Below are 21099 nucleotides of genomic sequence, written 5' to 3' on the forward strand. Positions count from 1 at the left end.
CCTTTTTTGTTGCTTGGCGCCGCTACTTGCTCAGGCCTGGGCGCTGGCGACCATCTGCCGGGCGTGGGCCAGGGACTCCTCGGTGAGGTCGACGCCGCCGAGCATGCGGGCGATCTCCTCGACCCGCTGGTGACGCTCGAGCTTGCTCACCGCGGTGCGGGTCGCGTCGCTTTCCCGCACCTTGTGCACGAACAGGTGCTGGTGCCCTTGCGCAGCCACCTGCGGCAGGTGGGTGACGGTCAGGACCTGGCCGCGCTCGCCAAGGCGGCGCAGCAGCTGGCCGACCACCTCGGCGGTCGGCCCGCCAATGCCGACGTCGACTTCGTCGAAGACCAGGGTCGGCACCCGTGAGGTCTGGGCGGTGATCACCTGGATGGCCAGGCTGATACGCGACAGCTCGCCGCCGGAGGCGACTTTGGCTAGGGCCTTGAGCGGCTGCCCGGGGTTGGCGCTGACCAGGAACTCGACCTGCTCCAAACCGTTGGCCTGCGGCTCGTCGCTGCTGTTGCCGCGCAGCTGGATAGTGAAGCGCCCGCCAGGCATGCCCAGGCTGTGCATCTCCGTCTCCACGGCCGTGGCGAGGCGGTTGGCGGCCTCGTTGCGCAGGGCGCTCAGCTCCGCGGCCTTTTCCTGGTAGTGGCGGGCATAGGCGTCGAGCTCTTCGCCGAGGCGCTCGACGGCCTGGTCGTCGGCGTTGAGGCTTTCCAGTTCCTCGAACAGCTGCTGCTGCAGCGCGGCCATCTCGCTGGGCTGGATGCGGTGCTTGCGCGCCAGGGTGTAGATGGTGTCGAGGCGCTCCTCGAGCATCTGCAGGCGCTCGGGGTCGGCGTCGAAGTGGTCGAGAAAGCGGTTCAGCTCGCCGACCGCCTCTTCCACCTGGATCTGCGCACTGGCCAACAGGTTGATCGCCTCGTTGAGGGCGCCGGGTTGCCCCTGGAAGCCGCTGAGGCGGTTGAGGCTACCGGTCAATGCCGACAGCACGTTGCCGGCATCATTCTCGCTGCATTGCTCGATCACCAGGCGGCAGGCGCTGAGCAGGCTTTCGGCGTTGGTCAGGGTCTTGTGCTCCTGCTCGAGCTGTTCCAGCTCCTGTTCGCCGAGGGCCAGGTTGTCCAGTTCCTCGAGCTGATAGCTGAGCAGCTGATGGCGGGCGCGCTGCTCGTCACCCATCCCGGAGAGGCGCTCAAGCTCGCTCTTGGTCTGCTTCCAGCGCTGCGCGGCCAGTTGCACCTGGCGCGCCAGTTCCTGGCTGCCGGCGTACTCGTCGAGCAGGCGGCGATGGGTGTCGGCCTTGAGCAGGGACTGGTGTTCGTGCTGGCTGTGGATGTCGATCAGCAGTTCGCCGAGGGCCTTGAGGTCGCCTTGGGGGCAGGGCGAGCCGTTGATATAGCCGCGCGAGCGGCCTTCGGCGGTGATCACCCGGCGCAGGATGCATGGGCCGTCGTGCTTCAGGTCGCGCTCGGCCAGCCAGGCCCGCGCCTCGGGAATGTCGTTGAGGTCGAAGCTGGCGAGGATGTCCGCCTTGTCCGCGCCGGGGCGCACCACGCCGCTGTCCGCACGATCGCCCAGGCAGAGGCCGAGGGCGTCGAGCATGATCGACTTGCCGGCGCCGGTTTCGCCGCTGATCACGCTCATCCCGCTGTCCAGCTCCAGGTCGAGATGTTCAACGATGGCGTAGTTGTGTACGGACAGGTGCACCAGCATGGCGAGGCCTCTCGGGGTTGAAGTCTGGTTATTTATACAGTGTTTGTTTTGCCGCTGACAATCCTCCCGCCGCCCTTGAAGCGTGAAATTTAGGCCCCATATAGGCGGCAGGTGCGCAGGTTCCGACCTGTGCCGAATTATCAGAGGAGAGTTGCATGGCAGACGAACAGACCCAAGATAACCAGCTTCCTGAGGTTTCCGCCGAGGTCGAGGCGGCGGGCGGCGAGTTGGATGCCCGTATCCAGGTTCTCGAGGAGGAGTTGGCTGCCGCTCAGGACAAGGCCCTGCGCATGGCCGCCGACCTGCAGAACGTGCGTCGCCGCGCCGAGCAGGATGTGGAGAAGGCGCACAAGTTCGCCCTGGAAAAGTTCGCCAGCGACCTGCTGCCGGTGGTCGACAGCCTGGAGCGCGGGCTCGAGCTGTCGAGCCCGAACGACGAGGCGATCAAGGCGGTGCGCGAAGGCATGGAGCTGACCCTCAAGCTGTTCCAGGACACCCTCAAGCGTCACCAGCTGGAGGCGGTCGACCCGGAAGGCGCGCCGTTCGATCCGGAGCAGCACCAGGCGATGGCCATGCAGGAGAGCACCCAGGTGGAGCCCAATAGCGTGCTCAAGGTGTTCCAGAAGGGCTATCTGCTCAACGGTCGGCTGTTGCGCCCGGCCATGGTGGTGGTCAGCAAGGCCCCGGCCGAAGCGCCGCCGTCCATCGACGAGCAGGCTTGAAATTCGCCGGCGAGCCCCCATTTGTTGAATCAAGCGTTTTAGTGCTACCGCGGCCGGTCAAGCAAGGCGGCGGGGAAATCGAAATTTCGGGAGAGTGAATATGGGCAAAATCATCGGTATCGACCTGGGGACTACCAACTCCTGCGTCTCCATTCTGGAAAACGGCAGTGTCAAGGTGCTGGAGAACGCCGAAGGCGCTCGCACCACGCCGTCGATCATCGCCTACAGCAACGACGGCGAGATCCTCGTCGGTCAGTCGGCCAAGCGCCAGGCGGTGACCAACCCGCACAACACCCTGTACGCGGTGAAGCGCCTGATCGGTCGTCGCTTCGAAGAAAACGTGGTGCAGAAAGACATCCAGATGGTGCCGTACAAGATCGTCAAGGCTGACAACGGCGACGCCTGGGTGCAGGTCAAGGACCAGAAGATGGCCCCGCCGCAGATCTCCGCGGAAGTGCTGAAGAAGATGAAGAAGACCGCCGAAGACTACCTCGGCGAGCCTGTGACCGAGGCGGTGATCACCGTGCCGGCCTACTTCAACGACAGCCAGCGTCAGGCCACCAAGGACGCCGGCCGCATCGCCGGTCTGGACGTCAAACGCATCATCAACGAGCCGACCGCCGCGGCCCTGGCCTATGGCATGGACAAGGCCAAGGGCGACCACACCGTGATCGTCTATGACCTGGGTGGCGGTACCTTCGATATTTCGGTGATCGAGATCGCCGAAGTTGACGGCGAGCACCAGTTCGAAGTGTTGGCCACCAACGGCGACACCTTCCTCGGTGGTGAGGACTTCGACCTGCGTCTGATCGATTACCTGGTGGAAGAGTTCAAGAAAGAAACCGGCATGAACCTCAAGGGCGACCCGCTGGCCATGCAGCGCCTGAAAGAGGCGGCGGAGAAGGCCAAGATCGAGCTGTCCTCGAGCCAGCAGACCGACGTCAACCTGCCGTACATCACCGCCGATGCCAGCGGTCCCAAGCACCTCAACGTGAAGATCTCCCGCTCCAAGCTGGAGTCGCTGGTCGAGGACCTGGTGCAGCGCACCATCGAACCGTGCCGCATCGCCCTGAAGGATGCCGGCATCGACGTCGGCTCGATCCATGACGTGATCCTGGTCGGTGGCCAGACCCGCATGCCGCTGGTGCAGAAGACCGTTGCCGAGTTCTTCGGCAAGGAAGCGCGCAAGGACGTCAATCCGGACGAAGCCGTGGCCATGGGCGCCGCCATTCAGGGCGCGGTACTGGCCGGCGACGTCAAGGACGTGCTGCTGCTGGACGTCTCTCCGCTGACCCTGGGTATCGAGACCATGGGTGGGGTGATGACCGCACTGATCGAGAAGAACACCACCATCCCGACCAAGAAGTCCCAGGTGTTCTCCACCGCCGACGACAACCAGAGCGCCGTGACCATCCACGTGCTGCAGGGCGAGCGCAAGCAGGCCGCGCAGAACAAGTCGCTGGGCAAGTTCGACCTGGCCGAGATTCCGCCGGCTCCGCGTGGCGTGCCGCAGATCGAGGTGACCTTCGACATCGACGCCAACGGCATCCTGCATGTCGGCGCGAAGGACAAGGCCACCGGCAAGCAGCAGTCCATCGTGATCAAGGCCAACTCCGGCCTGTCCGAGGAGGAAATCGAGCAGATGGTCCGCGACGCCGAGGCCAATGCCGAGGAAGACCGCAAGTTCGAGGAACTGGCGACCGCGCGCAACCAGGGTGACCAGCTGGTGCATGCCACCCGCAAGATGCTCACCGAGGCTGGCGACAAAGCCACCGAGGATGAGAAGGCGGCGATCGAGAAGGCCCTGGGCGAGCTGGAAGTGGCAGTGAAGGGTGACGATAAGGCGGCCATCGAGGCCAAGATGAATGCCCTGTCCGAGGCGACCACGCCGCTGGCGCAGAAGATGTACGCCGAGCAGCCGCAGGCGGGTGCCGCAGCGGACGCCGGTGATCAGGCCAAGAACGCTGGCGACGACGTGGTCGACGCCGAGTTCGAAGAGGTCAAGGACAACAAGTAAGCGCAGGCTTGCTGCTGCTCCATCCGCTCGTGGCGCGCGTCACGGGCGGGATGAATCGCCGCGCGGGGGCTTGCTCCCGCGTTGGCGTGTCTGGAGGAGGCGATTTGAGGGTGTTGAGGATCTATGTCTAAACGTGACTATTACGAGGTGCTGGGTGTCGAGCGCGGCGCCAGCGAGGCGGAGCTGAAGAAGGCTTACCGGCGCCTGGCGATGAAGCACCACCCGGACCGCAATCCCGACGACAAAGCGTCGGAAGAGAAGTTCAAGGAGGCCAATGAGGCCTACGAGGTGCTGTCCGACGCCAGCAAGCGGGCCGCTTACGACCAGTACGGCCACGCCGGCGTCGACCCGAGCATGGGTGGCGGCGGTGGCGCCGGCTTCGGCGGCGCGAACTTCTCCGATATCTTCGGCGACGTGTTCAGCGACTTCTTCGGCGGCGGTCGTGGTGGTCAGCGCGGTGGCGCCCAGCGGGGCAGCGACCTGCGCTACACCCTTGAGCTGGACCTGGAAGAGGCGGTGCGCGGCACCACGGTGACCATTCGCGTGCCGACCCTGGTCAATTGCAAGAGCTGCGATGGCTCGGGCGCCAAGAAGGGCACCAGCCCGGTGACCTGTACCACCTGCGGCGGTATCGGCCAGGTGCGCATGCAGCAGGGCTTCTTCTCGGTGCAGCAGACCTGTCCGCGCTGTCATGGCAACGGCAAGATGATCACCGACCCCTGTGGCAGCTGCCACGGCCACGGCCGGGTCGAGGAGCACAAGACCCTGTCGGTCAAGGTGCCGGCCGGCGTCGACACCGGCGATCGCATTCGTCTGTCCGGCGAGGGCGAGGCGGGCGCCATGGGTGGCCCGGCGGGCGACCTCTATGTGGTGGTCAATGTGCGCGAGCACTCGATCTTCCAGCGTGACGGCAAGCACCTGTATTGCGAGGTGCCGATCAGCTTCGCCGACGCCGCCCTGGGCGGCGAGCTGGAAGTGCCGACTCTGGATGGCCGGGTCAAGCTGAAGATTCCGGAAGGCACCCAGACCGGCAAGCTGTTCCGCCTGCGCGGCAAGGGCGTGGCGCCGGTGCGCGGCGGTGGTGCTGGCGACCTGATGTGCCGGGTCGCGGTGGAGACCCCGGTCAATCTGGATCGACGCCAGCGTGAGCTGCTCGAGGAGTTCCGTCAGTCCCTGGCCGGCGACAGTTCCCACTCGCCCAAGGCCAGTGGCTGGTTCGAGGGCGTCAAGCGCTTCTTTGGCGATTTGTAACGAGTCGGCCGGCCGGGCGCTCGGGCTGATGATGGTATGAGTCAGCCCTCTATACCCGGCGGCGGACCTGCAGCTTGGAGTTTCTAGATATGCAACGAATTGCCGTGATGGGCGCCGCGGGGCGCATGGGCAAGACCCTGATCGAGGCGGTGCAGCAGGCCGAAGGTGCCAGCCTGAGTGCCGCGGTCGATCGCCCGGACAGCAGCTTGGTCGGTGCCGATGCCGGCGAGCTGACCGGGCTGGGCAAGCTGGGTGTGCCGTTGTCCGGCGACCTGGCTGCCGTGCTGGACCAGTTCGATGTGCTGATCGATTTCACTCACCCCTCGGTGACCCTGAAGAACCTGGAGGTCTGCCGTCAGGCGGGCAAGGCCATGGTCATTGGCACCACGGGCTTCAGTGTCGCGGAGAAGCAGCTGCTGGCCGAGGCGGGCAAGCAGATCCCGATCGTCTTCGCCGCCAACTTCAGCGTCGGCGTCAACCTCTGCCTGAAGCTGCTGGATACCGCGGCGCGGGTGCTGGGCGACGAGGTGGATATCGAGATCATCGAGGCCCACCATCGGCACAAGGTCGATGCGCCCTCCGGGACTGCTTTGCGCATGGGCGAAGTGGTGGCCAATGCCCTGGGGCGTGATCTGCAGAAGGTCGCGGTCTACGGCCGCGAAGGCCAGACCGGCGCTCGCGCTCGCGAGACCATCGGCTTTGCCACCGTGCGCGCCGGCGACGTGGTCGGCGACCATACCGTGCTGTTTGCCGCCGACGGCGAGCGGGTGGAGATCACCCACAAGGCCTCCAGCCGCATGACCTTCGCCAAGGGGGCGGTGCGCTCCGCCCTGTGGCTGCAGGGGCGGGATGCCGGGTTGTATGACATGCAGGACGTTCTGGGGCTCAACTGAGCCCCGTGCAACTGGGCGGAGGCTTATCTGGATGTGGACCAAAAAGTCACTTTCCTGTAAGCTTCCCGCTTTAGTGTGTCCACTAAAAGTTACGCAGAATGAATCAGATAAAAAAGCGGGGTGACGGTCGATACGTCATCCCGCTTTTTTACAACCTGCGTTTGCTTCAAGCCTTGATCGACGGGAGGTCTTCTTGACTAAGCCAGCCATACTCGCCCTTGCTGACGGCAGCATTTTTCGCGGCGAGGCCATCGGTGCCGATGGCCATACTATTGGAGAGGTGGTGTTCAATACCGCCATGACCGGCTATCAGGAAATCCTTACCGATCCCTCCTATGCCCAGCAAATCGTTACCCTGACCTATCCGCATATCGGCAACACCGGCACCACCCCGGAGGACGCCGAGTCCAATCGGGTCTGGGCCGCCGGTCTGATCATTCGTGACCTGCCGCTGACCGCCAGCAACTGGCGCAACAAGCAGTCGTTGCCCGACTACCTGAAGGAAAACGGCACCGTTGCCATCGCCGGCATCGACACTCGCCGCCTGACCCGCATCCTGCGCGAGAAGGGGTCGCAGAACGGCTGCATCCTCGCCGGCGCAGACGCCACCGAGGAAAAAGCCCTGGAACTGGCGCGCAGCTTCCCCGGCCTCAAGGGCATGGACCTGGCCAAGGTGGTCAGCTGCACCGAGTCCTACGAGTGGCGCGAAAGCACCTGGAACCTGAAGGACGACAGTCACCCGCAGATCCCGGCTGGCGAGCTGCCCTATCACGTGGTGGCCTACGACTACGGGGTCAAGCTGAACATCCTGCGCATGTTGGTGGCGCGCGGCTGCCGCCTGACCGTGGTGCCGGCGCAGACCCCGGCCAACGAAGTGCTGGCGCTGAATCCCGATGGCGTGTTCCTGTCCAATGGCCCGGGCGATCCCGAGCCGTGCGATTACGCGATCCAGGCCATCAAGGACGTGTTGGAGACCGATATTCCGGTGTTCGGCATCTGCCTTGGCCACCAGCTGCTGGCCCTGGCGTCCGGCGCCAAGACCCTGAAGATGGGCCACGGCCACCACGGTGCCAACCACCCGGTGCAGGACCTCGATTCCGGCGTGGTGATGATCACCAGCCAGAACCACGGCTTCGCCGTGGACGAGGGCAGCCTGCCGGGCAACGTCCGGGCCATCCACAAGTCGCTGTTCGACGGCACCCTGCAGGGCATCGAGCGGACCGACAAGGTCGCCTTCAGCTTCCAGGGTCACCCCGAGGCGAGCCCCGGCCCGCACGACGTCGCGCCGCTGTTCGACCGCTTCATCGAAGCCATGGCCAAGCGCCGCTAAGCCACGCCGACTGACCCAAGGATTCGAGTAAGAGACATGCCAAAACGTACAGATATCAAAAGCATCCTGATCCTCGGCGCCGGCCCGATCGTCATCGGCCAGGCCTGCGAGTTCGACTACTCCGGCGCCCAGGCCTGCAAGGCCCTGAAGGAAGAGGGTTTCCGCGTCATCCTGGTGAACTCCAACCCGGCCACCATCATGACCGACCCGTCGATGGCCGACGCCACCTACATCGAGCCGATCAAGTGGCAGACGGTGGCCAAGATCATCGAGAAGGAGCGCCCCGACGCCCTGCTGCCGACCATGGGTGGCCAGACCGCACTGAACTGCGCCCTGGACCTGGAGCGCCACGGCGTGCTGGAGAAGTTCGGCGTCGAGATGATCGGCGCTAACGCCGACACCATCGACAAGGCCGAAGACCGCTCGCGCTTCGACAAGGCGATGAAGGACATCGGCCTGGCCTGCCCGGTTTCCGGCATCGCCCACAGCATGGAAGAAGCCTACGGCGTGCTGGAGAAGGTCGGCTTCCCCTGCATCATCCGACCGTCCTTCACCATGGGCGGCACCGGCGGCGGCATCGCCTACAACCGTGAGGAGTTCGAGGAAATCTGCGCCCGCGGTCTCGACCTGTCGCCGACCAGCGAACTGCTGATCGACGAGTCGCTGATCGGTTGGAAGGAATACGAGATGGAGGTAGTCCGCGACAAGAAGGACAACTGCATCATCGTCTGCGCCATCGAGAACTTCGACCCGATGGGCGTGCACACCGGCGACTCCATCACCGTCGCCCCGGCCCAGACCCTGACCGACAAGGAATACCAGATCCTGCGCAACGCCTCCCTGGCGGTGCTGCGCGAGATCGGCGTGGAAACCGGCGGCTCCAACGTGCAGTTCGGTATCTGCCCGAACACCGGGCGCATGGTGGTGATCGAGATGAACCCGCGGGTGTCGCGTTCCTCGGCCCTGGCTTCCAAGGCCACCGGCTTCCCGATCGCCAAGATCGCCGCCAAGCTGGCCGTGGGTTACACCCTCGATGAGCTGTCCAACGACATCACCGGTGGTCGCACCCCGGCCTCGTTCGAGCCGGCCATCGACTACGTGGTGACCAAGATCCCGCGTTTCGCCTTCGAGAAGTTCCCCAAGGCCGACGCCCGCCTGACCACCCAGATGAAGTCCGTGGGTGAGGTCATGGCCATCGGCCGCACCTTCCAGGAATCCCTGCAGAAAGCCCTGCGCGGCCTGGAAGTCGGCGTCGCCGGCTTCGATGAAAAACTCGACCTGAACGATCCGGAAGCCGAAAGCACCCTGCGCCGCGAGTTGACGGTACCGAGCGCCGATCGTATCTGGTACGTGGCGGACGCCTTCCGCGCCGGCAAGACCATCGAAGAAGTCTTCGAGCTGACCCGTATCGACGAGTGGTTCCTGGTGCAGATCGAGGACCTGATCAAGGACGAAGAGCGCATCAAGACCCAGGCGCTGTCGAGCATCGATCGTGACCTGATGTACAAGCTCAAGCGCAAGGGTTTCTCCGATATCCGCCTGGCCAAGCTGCTGGGCGTGACCGAGAAGACCCTGCGCAGCCATCGCCACAAGCTCAAGGTGCTGCCGGTCTACAAGCGTGTGGATACCTGCGCGGCCGAGTTCGCCACCGACACCGCGTACATGTACTCGACCTACGAGGAGGAGTGCGAGGCCAATCCGTCGAGCCGCGAGAAGATCATGATCCTCGGCGGCGGCCCCAACCGCATCGGCCAGGGCATCGAGTTCGACTACTGCTGTGTGCACGCGGCGCTGGCCATGCGTGAAGACGGTTACGAGACCATCATGGTCAACTGCAACCCGGAAACCGTCTCCACCGACTACGACACCTCGGACCGCCTGTACTTCGAGCCGGTGACCCTGGAAGACGTGCTGGAAATCGTCCGCGTCGAGCAGCCCAAGGGCGTGATCGTGCAGTACGGTGGCCAGACCCCGCTGAAGATCTGTCGCGCCCTGGAAGAAGCCGGCGTGCCGATCATCGGCACCAGCCCGGATGCCATCGACCGCGCCGAAGACCGCGAGCGTTTCCAGCAGATGGTCCAGCGTCTCGGCCTGCGCCAGCCGGCCAACGCCACCGCGCGCAGCGAAGACGAGGCCCTGGCGCACTCCAAGTCCATCGGTTATCCGCTGGTGGTGCGTCCGTCCTACGTGCTGGGCGGCCGGGCCATGGAGATCGTCTACCAGGAAGACGAACTCAAGCGCTACATGCGCGAGGCGGTGAAGGTCTCCAACGACAGTCCGGTGCTGCTCGATCACTTCCTCAACTGCGCCATCGAAGTCGACGTCGACGCGGTGTGCGACGGCGAAACCGTGGTGATCGGTGCGATCATGCAGCACATCGAGCAGGCCGGCGTGCACTCCGGTGACTCGGCCTGTTCGCTGCCGCCTTACTCGCTGCCCAAGCACATCCAGGACGAGATCCGCGACCAGGTCAAGAAGATGGCCCTGGAGCTCGGCGTGGTCGGCCTGATGAACGTGCAGATGGCCGTGCAGGGCGAGGATATCTTCGTGATCGAAGTGAATCCGCGCGCTTCGCGTACCGTGCCGTTCGTCTCCAAGTGTGTCGGCGAGTCGCTGGCCAAGGTGGCGGCCCGCGTCATGGCCGGCAAGTCGCTGGCCGAGGCCGGCTACAGCGAGGAAATCATTCCGCCGTTCTTCAGCGTCAAGGAAGCGGTGTTCCCGTTCGCCAAGTTCCCCGGCGTCGACCCCATCCTCGGCCCGGAGATGAAGTCCACCGGCGAGGTGATGGGTGTGGGCGACACCTTCGGCGAGGCCTTTGCCAAGGCGCAGATGGGCGCCAGCGAAGTGCTGCCGAACAGCGGCTGTGCCTTCATCAGCGTGCGCGACGACGACAAGCCGCTGGTGGCCGAGGTCGCCCGCGACCTGATCGGCCTGGGGTTCGAGGTGGTCGCCACCGCCGGTACCGCCAAGTTGATCGAGGCCGCCGGCCTGCCGGTGCGTCGGGTGAACAAGGTTACCGAAGGCCGCCCGCACGTGGTCGACATGATCAAGAATGATGAGGTCACCCTCATCATCAACACCACCGAGGGGCGTCAGTCCATCGCTGACTCCTACTCGATCCGTCGTAACGCCCTGCAGCACAAGATCTACTGCACCACCACCATCGCGGCGGGGCAGGCGATCTGCGAGGCGCTCAAGTTCGGTCCCGAGAAGACCGTGCGCCGCTTGCAGGATCTCCATGCAGGAATCAAGGCATGATCAAATACCCCATGACCGTCCAGGGCGCGCGCGCCCTGGAAGAAGAGTTGGCCCACCTGACCAAGGTCGTGCGTCCGAAGCTCAGTCAGGATATCGGTACCGCCCGTGAGCTGGGCGACCTCAAGGAGAACGCCGAATACCATGCCGCCCGCGAGCAGCAGGGCATGGTCGAGGCGCGTATCCGTGACATCGAGGGGCGTCTGCAGAATGCGGTGGTCATCGATGTGACCACCATCGCCCATACCGGCAAGGTGATCTTCGGCACCACGGTGGAGATCGCCAACGTCGAAACCGACGAGAGCGTGACCTACAAGATCGTCGGTGAGGACGAGGCGGACATCAAGCAGCGCAAGCTGTCGGTCAGCTCGCCGATCGCCCGTGCCCTGGTGGGCAAGGAGGAGGGTGATGTGGTGGCGGTGAACACGCCGAGCGGCGTGGTCGAGTACGAGATCGTCGAGGTTCGCCATATCTAAGCAACCGGCCCTGAGCGCCGGAGCGATCAGCTGGCTGCTGGCCCAGACCCTCTGGGTCGGCGGTCTCTGGCTCTTGCAGTTTCTGGTGCTGCCGGCCCTGGCCAAGCTGGGGCTGGCACCGTTGCTGCTCGAAGAAATCGACGCGCTGCTGGGGTCGCTGCTGATAGGCCTCGCGGCCTGCTGCGCGCTGCTGCAGATTGTCGTGCTGGTGCGTATCGAGCGGCTGGCCAGTCTGTGGCGGGATTTGCGCGGTCAGCTGTTGCTGACGGTGTTGCTGATCGCGGGTGGCTACTTGCTGGTGCGCCAGTGGTGGCCGGACGCCCAGCGCTGGCTGCTGTTCAGCTATCTGGTCCTGGCGTTCTGCGGGCTGTTGCTGGTGTTGCAGCCGGTGCCGGTTCGTCGCGCCTGATCGACGAGGCGAGCCGACGGCCTGGCGGCGGTCGGCTGGTGCCGGCTCAGCCCTGGTAGCGGCTGATGTTGGAGAGGTTCTTGTTCGGCTTGGGGTTCTTGCGGTAAATCAGCGCCATCTTGCCGATGACCTGCACCAGTTCGCCCTTGGCCGCCTTGCACAGTTCGTCGATCGCGGCGAGGCGATCCTCGCGTTCGGTGATGCGCAGTTGCACCTTGATCAGTTCGTGATCGTTCAGTGCGCGTTCCAGTTCGGCCAGAACGCCCTCGGTCAAACCATTGTCTGCCACGATCAATACCGGTTTCAGGTGGTGGCCGATAGATTTGTATTGTTTCTTCTGCTCCTGAGTGAGCGGCATAATCTGACCCCTGCGTCTGATCTGGTAAAAAGCGGCGGCTAGTTTACCCGAGCGCCTTCGGACCCGCCCAGTTATTCACGACTTGTAAAATCGAGGTGCCGTGTGGCTCGCTCCAAGACCAGCCCCCGTTGGCTGAAAGAACACTTCGACGATCCCTACGTCAAAATGGCGCAGAAGGACGGCTACCGTTCGCGCGCCAGCTATAAGCTGCTGGAGATCCAGGAGAAGGACCGCATCCTGCGCCCGGGCATGACCGTGGTCGACCTCGGCGCCGCGCCGGGCGGCTGGTCGCAGGTGACCAGTCGACTGATCGGCGACAAGGGCACGCTGATCGCCTCGGATATCCTGGAGATGGACAGCATCCCGGACGTCACCTTCATTCAGGGTGATTTCACCGAGGACGCGGTGTTCAGTCAGATCCTCGAGGCGATTGGCGGCAACCCGGTGGACCTTGTGATTTCCGACATGGCCCCCAATATGAGTGGAGTAAGGGCGGCCGACCAGCCGCGCGCCATGTACCTGTGCGAATTGGCCCTGGATCTGGCGGGGCGCGTGCTGCGTCCGGGTGGTGATTTCCTGATCAAGATCTTCCAGGGCGAGGGCTTCGACCAGTACCACAAGCAGGTGCGCGAGATGTTCGACAAGGTGCAGATGCGCAAGCCGCTGTCCTCCCGCGATCGTTCCCGTGAACAGTACCTGTTGGCCCGCGGTTATCGCGGCGCCTAGGTCGATGCAACCAAGGGCGGGCTTGTCAGTCCAATAGGCTGCATGCATTGTGCGTTCTCGCGCAAATAAAGGGTTACAGACCGCGTCTGCCAGCTGCAGGCGATGTGTAGTAAGTTAGATCGGTACATAACTGGTCGTCATGCGAAGCACGCTTGCGCACGGGGCCTGCTTCAGAGGGTAGTTAATTGAACGACATGGCAAAGAATCTGATCCTGTGGCTGATCATCGCTGCTGTTTTGGTCACGGTGATGAACAATTTCTCCAGCCCGAGCGAGACGAACAAGCTCAACTACTCGGACTTCATCGAGCAGGTTCAGGATGGTCGGGTTCAGCGGGTTACCGTTGACGGCTACATCATCAATGGTGAACGGATCGACGGCACGCGCTTCGAGACCGTGCGTCCCGCCATTCAGGACAACGGTCTGATCAAGGACCTGATCGACAACAATGTCGAGATCGTCGGCAAGCAGCCGGAGCAGCAGAGCATCTGGACCCAGCTGCTGGTCGCCAGCTTCCCCATTCTGGTGATCATCGCGGTGTTCATGTTCTTCATGCGCCAGATGCAGGGCGGCGCCGGCGGCAAGGGTGGGCCCATGAGCTTCGGCAAGAGCAAGGCGCGCCTGTTGTCCGAGGATCAGGTCAAAACCACCTTCGCCGATGTCGCTGGTTGCGACGAAGCCAAGGAAGAGGTCAGCGAGCTGGTGGAGTTCCTCCGAGATCCAGGCAAGTTCCAGCGCCTCGGTGGGCGCATTCCGCGCGGCGTGCTGATGGTCGGCTCGCCGGGTACCGGTAAGACCCTGCTGGCCAAGGCAGTCGCCGGTGAGGCCAAGGTGCCGTTCTTCACCATTTCCGGCTCCGACTTCGTCGAGATGTTCGTCGGTGTCGGCGCCTCCCGCGTGCGCGACATGTTCGAGCAGGCCAAGAAGCACGCACCGTGCATCATCTTCATCGACGAGATCGACGCCGTCGGCCGTCACCGTGGCGCCGGCATGGGCGGCGGGCATGACGAGCGCGAGCAGACCCTCAACCAGTTGCTGGTGGAGATGGATGGCTTCGAGATGAACGACGGCGTGATCGTCATCGCCGCTACCAACCGCCCCGACGTGCTCGACCCGGCGCTGCTGCGTCCGGGGCGTTTCGACCGTCAGGTGGTGGTCGGTCTGCCGGATATCCGCGGTCGCGAGCAGATCCTCAAGGTGCACATGCGCAAGGTGCCGATGGGCGAAGATGTGCAGCCTGCGCTCATCGCCCGGGGAACCCCAGGCTTCTCCGGCGCCGACCTGGCCAACCTGGTGAACGAGGCGTCGCTGTTTGCCGCCCGAGCCGGCAAGCGTCTGGTCGAGATGAAGGAGTTCGAGCTGGCCAAGGACAAGATCATGATGGGCGCCGAGCGCAAGACCATGGTCATGTCCGAGAAGGAGCGCCTCAATACCGCGTTCCACGAGGCCGGCCACGCCATCGTCGGTCGCCTGGTGCCGGAGCATGACCCGGTCTACAAGGTGTCGATCATTCCCCGTGGTCGTGCCTTGGGTGTGACCATGTTCCTGCCGGAAGAAGACCGCTACAGCCTGAGCAAGCGCGCGCTGGTCAGTCAGATATGCTCCCTCTTTGGCGGCCGTATCGCCGAAGAGATGACCCTGGGCTTCGAGGGGGTCACCACTGGTGCGTCCAACGACATCATGCGCGCGACCCAGTTGGCGCGGAACATGGTCACCAAGTGGGGCCTGTCCGAGAAGCTCGGTCCGCTGATGTACGCCGAGGAAGAGGGTGAAGTGTTCCTCGGTCGCAGCATGGGCAGCCAGCACACCAACGTCTCGGCCGACACGGCGAAGATGATCGACCTGGAGGTGCGCAGCATCATCGACCAGTGCTACGGCACCGCCAAGCGCCTGCTCGAGGAGAACCGCGACAAGCTCGATGCCATGGCCGAGGCGCTGATGAAGTACGAGACCATCGACGCCGAGCAGATCGACGACATCATGAATGGCCGTACGCCGCGTGAGCCGAAGGGCTGGGGCGATGACGGCGGAGCGGGCAAGCCATCGGCCAAGACCGACCAGGCCGATAGTCCCGAGAAGCCAATCGGTGGCCCTGCCGCCGAGCATTAAGGTTGCCAATGCCTCTCTCGCTCGAACAAAACCGGCTGCCCTGTGGCAGCCGGTTTCTTGATTTGGCCCGTCCGCAGGTGATGGGCATTCTCAATGTAACCCCCGACTCGTTCTCCGACGGTGGTCGCTATCACCAGCGTGATGCGGCGCTGCGCCATGCGGCCGAGATGGTGCGGGCCGGCGCGACGCTGATCGACGTCGGCGGTGAATCGACCCGCCCCGGGGCGCGCGCGGTGTCGCCCGAGGAGGAGCTGGCGCGCGTGGCGCCTGTTGTTGAGGTCATCGCCGCCGAGCTAGACGTGATCATTTCCGTGGATACCTCGACGCCCGAGGTCATGCGTGAGGCCGCGCGACTCGGTGCCGGGCTGATCAATGACGTGCGCTCATTGCAGCGCGACGGGGCGCTCGCGGCGGCCGCGACCAGTGGCTTGCCGGTCTGTCTGATGCATATGCGCGGCGAGCCAGGCACCATGCAGCAGGATCCGTGCTATGCCGACATTCTGCTCGAGGTGCGTGACTTTCTCGCCGAGCGGCTGGCGGCCTGTGCGGCTGCGGGGATCGCCGCCGAGCGGATCGTGCTCGATCCGGGCTTCGGTTTCGCCAAGACCCTGGAGCACAATCTGCGGTTGTTCAAGCATATGGAGTCGCTGCATGCCTTCGGACGGCCGCTCCTGGTCGGTGTCTCGCGCAAGAGCATGATCGGCCGGGTGCTGGGGCACGAGGTCGGCGACCGTCTGTACGGCAGCCTCGGCCTGGCGGCCCTCGCCGTGACCAAGGGGGCGCACATCCTGAGGGTTCACGATGTGGCGGAAACGGTCGATGTGATGCGCATGATTGCCGCAGTCGAAGCGGCCGAATAAGTCAGAAGGAAATGTGGTTATGGGTAGAAAATATTTTGGTACTGACGGTATTCGCGGGCGAGTCGGCGAGTTTCCCATCACCCCGGACTTCATGCTCAAGCTTGGCTGGGCGGCCGGCATGGCATTTCGCAAGCAGGGCAAGTGCCGCATCCTGATCGGCAAGGACACGCGGATTTCCGGCTATATGTTCGAGTCGGCCCTCGAGGCCGGGCTGCTGGCGGCCGGGGCTGACGTGATGCTGCTGGGGCCCATGCCGACCCCGGCGATCGCCTACCTGACGCGCACTTTTCACGCCGAGGCGGGCATCGTCATCAGTGCCTCGCACAATCCGCACCATGACAATGGCATCAAGTTCTTCTCCGGGCAGGGCACCAAGCTCCCGGACGAGGTCGAGTTGATGATCGAGGAGCTACTCGACGCGCCGATGACCGTGGTCGACTCGGAGCGCCTCGGCAAGGTGTCGCGTGTGCATGACGCGGCTGGCCGCTACATCGAATTCTGCAAAAGCAGCGTGCCGACCAGCACTGACTTCGCCGGTCTGAAGATGGTGATCGATTGCGCCCATGGTGCCGCCTACAAGGTGGCGCCCAGCGTGTTCCGCGAACTCGGTGCCGAGGTGTCGGTGCTCTCGGCGCAGCCCAATGGGCTGAATATCAACGATGCCTGCGGCTCCACCCACATGGAGGCGCTGCAGGCCGAGGTGGTTGCCCAGCAGGCCGATCTGGGCATCGCCTTCGATGGTGACGCCGATAGGGTGTTGATGGTTGACCACACCGGTGCCCTGGTAGATGGCGACGAACTGTTGTTCATCATCGCCCGCGACCTGCAGGAGCGCGGCAAGCTGCATGGCGGCGTGGTCGGGACCCTGATGAGTAATCTCGGGCTGGAACTGGCGTGCGCCGACCTGGGGATACCCTTTATCCGCGCCAAGGTCGGCGACCGCTACGTGATCGCCGAATTGCTGGCGCGCAATTGGCAGCTTGGCGGGGAAAACTCAGGCCATCTCGTGTGTTTCCAGCACACCACTACCGGTGATGCGATGATCGCGGCGTTGCAGGTCCTGCTGGCGCTCAAGCGCCGCGGTCAGAGTCTGGCCGAGACGCGACAGGGCATGCAAAAGTGTCCGCAGGTGCTGGTGAATGTGCGCTTTTCCGGTGGCGAAGACCCCCTCGAGCATCCAGCCGTACAGGATGCCAGTGCGCGTGTCACGGAGCGAATGGCGGGGCGCGGGCGTGTGTTGTTGCGCAAGTCCGGCACCGAGCCGCTGGTCCGCGTGATGGTCGAGGGCGACGACGAAGCCCAGGTGCGTGGCTATGCCGATGAATTGGCTAAAGTTGTTGCCGAAGTATGTGCTTGATTCGGCTTGCCAGGCTAACGGCTGTTGGGTAACATCTGCGCCCTCTTTGACCGACGAGGTAAAGCATGCGTCGCCCAATGGTTGCTGGTAACTGGAAGATGCACGGTACCCGCGCCAGCGTCGCAGAGCTGATCGAAGGTGTTCGTCGACAGGCGTTGCCTGTCGATGTGGAGATTGCGGTATTCCCGTCTTGTCTGCATGTGACCCAGGTCGTAGAGGGTTTGAGCGGCCTGCCGGTGATGGTTGGCGGGCAAGACTGCGCGGTCGAGTCGTCGCAGGGTGCGCTGACCGGCGAGGTGGCTGCCAGTCAATTGCAGGATGCCGGTTGTGCCCTGGTGCTGCTCGGTCATTCTGAGCGCCGCCTGCTGCTGGCGGAGTCCGACGAGTGGGTGGTGCGCAAGTTCGCTGCGGCTCAGTCGTGCGGCTTGGTGCCGGTGCTCTGTGTGGGGGAGACCCTGGCGCAGCGTGAAGCGGGCGAGACCCTCGAGGTGGTGGGTCGCCAGTTGGCCGCTGTGGTCGATGCCTGCGGCGTCGCAGCCTTCGGTCGGGCGGTGGTGGCTTACGAGCCGGTCTGGGCGATTGGTAGCGGGTTGACCGCTTCGCCGGATCAGGCGCAGGCAGTGCATGCTGCCATTCGGGCGCAGCTGGCGGCAGCAGATGCCGAGGTGGCGCAAGGGGTAAGAATTCTGTACGGCGGCAGTGTCAAGGCCGTCAACGCGGCCGAGTTGTTTGGCATGCCGGATATCGATGGGGGGCTTGTGGGTGGGGCCTCTCTGAATGCGGATGAGTTCGGTGCGATCTGTCGCGCCGCGGGAAACTGAAAAGATGCTGGAAACAGTCGTAGTAGTTCTTCATCTGCTGGGTGCGATCGGCGTGGTTGCGCTGGTATTGTTGCAGCAGGGTAAGGGTGCCGATGCGGGCGCGTCTTTTGGTTCGGGTGCTTCTGCTACCGTGTTCGGTAGTCAAGGTTCCTCTACCTTTTTGAGTCGCGTTACTGCTATACTCGCCACCGCATTTTTCTTAACCAGCCTGGGCTTAGCGTTCTTTGCTAATGAAAAGGCTGATGCGCTGAGTCAGGTAGGTTTGCCGGCTCCGGCGGTCGAGGAAGTGCAGCAAGAAAAGCCGGCGGCAGAAGATGTGCCGGTGCTCGAAGAGCAACAGTCAGCGGTGAATGCAGCTGACGTACCTCAGGCTCCAGAGCAGCAGTAACAGCGGTAAAAGATTCAAACGATTTTGCCGAGGTGGTGGAATTGGTAGACACGCTACCTTGAGGTGGTAGTGGCCATAGGCTGTAGGGGTTCGAGTCCCCTCCTCGGTACCAATTTACAACAAGGCCCGCTACATGCGGGTCTTGTTGTTGCTGGAGCTTCGGTTGACCCTTTCGGGTGTTCGGCCGTATACTTCGGCCCCAGCTTTGACGCGGGGTGGAGCAGTCTGGTAGCTCGTCGGGCTCATAACCCGAAGGTCGTTGGTTCAAATCCAGCCCCCGCAACCAGTAGTAGCGGAGCCCCTTTCAAGGGGCTTTTTGCTAGCTGGGAGACAGGTTTTTCGGCCTCTTGAGCCGAATCGAAGGGATGGGCGTTTCGCCCATTTTTTATTTGCACAGCATGCGCGAGGGGTTCAGGTGTCGAGCAAGCTAGAACAGTTGCAGGCCTTGGTGGCCCCGGTAGTCGAAGCACTCGGCTATCAATGCTGGGGTATCGAGTTCCTGTCGCAAGGGCGGCATTCGTTGCTGCGTATTTATATCGATCATGCCAACGGCGTTCTGATTGACGATTGCGAGAAAGTCAGTCGGCAGGTCAGTGGTGTCCTCGATGTCGAGGATCCGATCAGTGCGGAGTACACCCTGGAGGTGTCGTCGCCGGGCATGGATCGGCCGCTGTTCACGCTGGAGCAATTTGCCAGCTATGTCGGTGAGCAGGTGAAAATCAAGCTGCGCACGCCTTTCGAAGGGCGCCGCAACTTTCAGGGTCTTCTCCGAGGTGTGGAGGAGCAGGACGTGGTGGTGCAGGTGGATGACCACGAGTTCCTGTTGCCGATCGATTCGATCGACAAGGCCAATGTCATCCCCCGGTTTGATTGAGACGCGGATCCCGCGGATCCAATGGATTGCGAAAGGCGAGGCGTACGATGAGCAAAGAAGTACTGCTGGTTGTTGAGTCGGTGTCCAACGAAAAGGGCGTGCCGGCCAGCGTGATTTTCGAGGCGCTGGAGTTGGCCCTGGCCACGGCGACCAAGAAGCGATTTGAAGACGAAGTCGAGTTGCGAGTGGCGATCAATCGCCTCACCGGCAACTACGAGACCTTCCGCTGCTGGACAGTGGTGGAAGAGGAAGATTTTGAGGACCCTGCGCATCAGTTGACCCTGGATCTGGCCCAGGCGCGCAAGGCCGATGCGAAGATCGGCGATGTACTCGAGGAGAAGATCGAATCCATCGAGTTCGGCCGCATTGCCGCCCAGACTGCCAAGCAGGTCATCGTGCAGAAAGTGCGCGAGGCCGAGCGTGCCCAAGTGGTCGAGGCCTATCGCGGCCGTCTGGGTGAGATCATTTCCGGTACGGTCAAGAAGGTCACCCGCGACAGCGTCATCGTCGACCTGGGTAACAATGCCGAAGCGCTGCTGGCCCGCGAAGACATCATCTCCCGCGAGACCTTCCGGGTCGGCGCCCGTCTGCGTGCGCTGCTCAAGGAAATCCGCACCGAGAACCGCGGCCCGCAACTGATCCTGTCGCGTACCGCCCCGGAAATGCTGATCGAGCTGTTCCGCATCGAAGTGCCGGAAATCGCCGAAGAGCTGATCGAAGTCATGGCTGCCTCCCGGGATCCGGGATCGCGGGCCAAGATCGCGGTGCGCTCCAAGGACAAGCGTATCGATCCGCAGGGTGCCTGTATCGGCATGCGCGGTTCGCGTGTGCAGGCCGTTTCCGGCGAGCTGGGTGGCGAGCGGGTGGATATCGTCCTGTGGGACGAGAATCCGGCGCAGTTCGTCATCAATGCCATGTCCCCGGCGGAAGTGGCGGCAATCATCGTTGATGAGGATGCCCACGCCATGGACATCGCCGTCGGCGAAGACAACCTGGCCCAGGCCATCGGTCGTGGCGGTCAGAACGTTCGCCTGGCCAGCCAGCTGACCGGCTGGACGCTGAACGTGATGACCGAGGCGGACATCCAGGCCAAGCAACAGGCCGAAACCGGCGATATTCTGCAGCGCTTCATCGACGAGCTGGAAGTCGACGAGGAGCTGGCCCAGGTGCTGGTGGAAGAAGGTTTCACCAGCCTGGAAGAGATCGCCTATGTGCCGATGGAAGAGATGCTCAGCATCGACGGTTTCGATGAAGAAATTGTCAGCGAGCTGCGTGCGCGGGCAAAAGATCGCCTGCTGACCAAAGCCATCGCCACAGAAGAAAAGCTGGCAGACGCCCACCCGGCCGAAGACCTGCTCTCGCTCGAGGGTATGGAGAAGGGCCTGGCGCAGGAACTGGCAGTGCGCGGTGTGATTACCCGCGAAGACCTGGCCGAGCAGTCGATCGACGACTTGCTCGACATAGACGGCATCGACGAAGAGCGTGCCGGCAAGCTGATCATGGCCGCCCGAGCCCATTGGTTCGAGTAAGTTTTACGGCCTGAGGAGAGA

At 63.5% G+C, this 21099-nt stretch carries 18 protein-coding genes and 2 tRNA genes; 18 read left to right on the forward strand and 2 right to left on the reverse strand.

The genetic code is table 11. The features are described from left to right. Window positions 1-30: 30 nt before the first annotated feature. Complete coding sequence (gene recN / locus ACSX1D_RS02820; RefSeq protein ID WP_439860891.1) at window positions 31-1704, reverse strand: DNA repair protein RecN; 1674 nt, start codon at window positions 1702-1704, stop codon at window positions 31-33. A 155-nt stretch (window positions 1705-1859) separates the two neighbouring features. On the opposite strand from recN, the gene grpE reads away from it, so the two are divergent. The 8 genes from grpE (at window position 1860) to ACSX1D_RS02860 (ending at window position 12057) form a co-directional block, all read left to right on the forward strand. Then, window positions 1860-2426 (forward strand): nucleotide exchange factor GrpE, encoded by a 567-nt coding sequence (gene grpE / locus ACSX1D_RS02825; RefSeq protein ID WP_208708290.1) that lies wholly within the window; start codon window positions 1860-1862, stop codon window positions 2424-2426. A gap of 100 nt (window positions 2427-2526) precedes the next feature. Then, the gene (gene dnaK / locus ACSX1D_RS02830; protein WP_208708291.1) at window positions 2527-4443 is read left to right on the forward strand and encodes a molecular chaperone DnaK; all 1917 of its coding nucleotides are present in this window, start codon (window positions 2527-2529) and stop codon (window positions 4441-4443) included. Window positions 4444-4566: 123 nt separating this feature from the next. Then, window positions 4567-5694, forward strand: coding sequence for a molecular chaperone DnaJ (dnaJ, locus tag ACSX1D_RS02835; RefSeq protein WP_208708292.1), 1128 nt, complete (start codon window positions 4567-4569; stop codon window positions 5692-5694). Window positions 5695-5783: 89 nt separating this feature from the next. After that, window positions 5784-6587: a 4-hydroxy-tetrahydrodipicolinate reductase gene (gene dapB, locus ACSX1D_RS02840; RefSeq protein ID WP_208708293.1), complete on the forward strand. Its 804-nt coding sequence runs from the start codon at window positions 5784-5786 to the stop codon at window positions 6585-6587. Between the two features lie 193 nt (window positions 6588-6780). Further along, window positions 6781-7917, forward strand: coding sequence for a glutamine-hydrolyzing carbamoyl-phosphate synthase small subunit (gene carA, locus ACSX1D_RS02845; protein ID WP_439860892.1), 1137 nt, complete (start codon window positions 6781-6783; stop codon window positions 7915-7917). A gap of 36 nt (window positions 7918-7953) precedes the next feature. Continuing rightward, window positions 7954-11175: a carbamoyl-phosphate synthase large subunit gene (gene carB, locus ACSX1D_RS02850; protein WP_439860893.1), complete on the forward strand. Its 3222-nt coding sequence runs from the start codon at window positions 7954-7956 to the stop codon at window positions 11173-11175. Beyond that, a complete protein-coding gene (greA, locus tag ACSX1D_RS02855; protein ID WP_439860894.1) occupies window positions 11172-11648 on the forward strand; it encodes a transcription elongation factor GreA in 477 nt (158 codons plus the stop codon). The genes carB and greA overlap by 4 nt, the downstream gene beginning before the upstream one ends. Window positions 11649-11658: 10 nt before the next feature. Further along, on the forward strand, window positions 11659-12057 hold the full coding sequence (locus tag ACSX1D_RS02860) for a DUF4149 domain-containing protein (RefSeq protein ID WP_439862259.1): 399 nt from the start codon (window positions 11659-11661) through the stop codon (window positions 12055-12057). A 46-nt stretch (window positions 12058-12103) separates the two neighbouring features. Here the strand turns inward: ACSX1D_RS02860 and yhbY are convergent, their stop codons facing one another. Continuing rightward, window positions 12104-12415 (reverse strand): ribosome assembly RNA-binding protein YhbY, encoded by a 312-nt coding sequence (yhbY, locus tag ACSX1D_RS02865; RefSeq protein ID WP_208708297.1) that lies wholly within the window; start codon window positions 12413-12415, stop codon window positions 12104-12106. 102 nt (window positions 12416-12517) lie between these two features. Between yhbY and rlmE the strand changes: the two genes are divergently transcribed. The 10 genes from rlmE to nusA all read left to right on the forward strand — a co-directional run bounded on the left by rlmE (window position 12518) and on the right by nusA (window position 21078). After that, window positions 12518-13141: a 23S rRNA (uridine(2552)-2'-O)-methyltransferase RlmE gene (gene rlmE, locus ACSX1D_RS02870; protein WP_208708298.1), complete on the forward strand. Its 624-nt coding sequence runs from the start codon at window positions 12518-12520 to the stop codon at window positions 13139-13141. A 194-nt stretch (window positions 13142-13335) separates the two neighbouring features. Further along, the gene (gene ftsH / locus ACSX1D_RS02875) at window positions 13336-15249 is read left to right on the forward strand and encodes an ATP-dependent zinc metalloprotease FtsH (protein WP_439860895.1); all 1914 of its coding nucleotides are present in this window, start codon (window positions 13336-13338) and stop codon (window positions 15247-15249) included. A gap of 8 nt (window positions 15250-15257) precedes the next feature. Continuing rightward, window positions 15258-16109 (forward strand): dihydropteroate synthase, encoded by an 852-nt coding sequence (gene folP / locus ACSX1D_RS02880; RefSeq protein ID WP_439860896.1) that lies wholly within the window; start codon window positions 15258-15260, stop codon window positions 16107-16109. Between the two features lie 19 nt (window positions 16110-16128). Further along, window positions 16129-17466, forward strand: a complete 1338-nt coding sequence (gene glmM / locus ACSX1D_RS02885) for a phosphoglucosamine mutase (protein WP_439860897.1) — start codon at window positions 16129-16131, stop codon at window positions 17464-17466. 65 nt (window positions 17467-17531) lie between these two features. Further along, a complete protein-coding gene (tpiA, locus tag ACSX1D_RS02890; RefSeq protein ID WP_439860898.1) occupies window positions 17532-18287 on the forward strand; it encodes a triose-phosphate isomerase in 756 nt (251 codons plus the stop codon). A gap of 4 nt (window positions 18288-18291) precedes the next feature. Next, complete coding sequence (gene secG, locus ACSX1D_RS02895) at window positions 18292-18675, forward strand: preprotein translocase subunit SecG (RefSeq protein WP_439860899.1); 384 nt, start codon at window positions 18292-18294, stop codon at window positions 18673-18675. A 26-nt stretch (window positions 18676-18701) separates the two neighbouring features. Then, a tRNA-Leu gene (locus ACSX1D_RS02900) sits at window positions 18702-18787 on the forward strand. 97 nt (window positions 18788-18884) lie between these two features. Continuing rightward, window positions 18885-18961 (forward strand) — tRNA-Met (locus ACSX1D_RS02905). Between the two features lie 129 nt (window positions 18962-19090). Next, window positions 19091-19549, forward strand: coding sequence for a ribosome maturation factor RimP (rimP, locus tag ACSX1D_RS02910; RefSeq protein WP_208708304.1), 459 nt, complete (start codon window positions 19091-19093; stop codon window positions 19547-19549). A gap of 47 nt (window positions 19550-19596) precedes the next feature. Continuing rightward, the gene (nusA, locus tag ACSX1D_RS02915) at window positions 19597-21078 is read left to right on the forward strand and encodes a transcription termination factor NusA (protein ID WP_208708305.1); all 1482 of its coding nucleotides are present in this window, start codon (window positions 19597-19599) and stop codon (window positions 21076-21078) included. The last annotated feature ends 21 nt before the right edge of the window (window positions 21079-21099 follow it).

Origin of the sequence: Pseudomonas sp. MBLB4136, assembly GCF_051904765.1 — a bacterium.
Taxonomy (GTDB): Bacteria; Pseudomonadota; Gammaproteobacteria; order Pseudomonadales; family Pseudomonadaceae; genus Aquipseudomonas.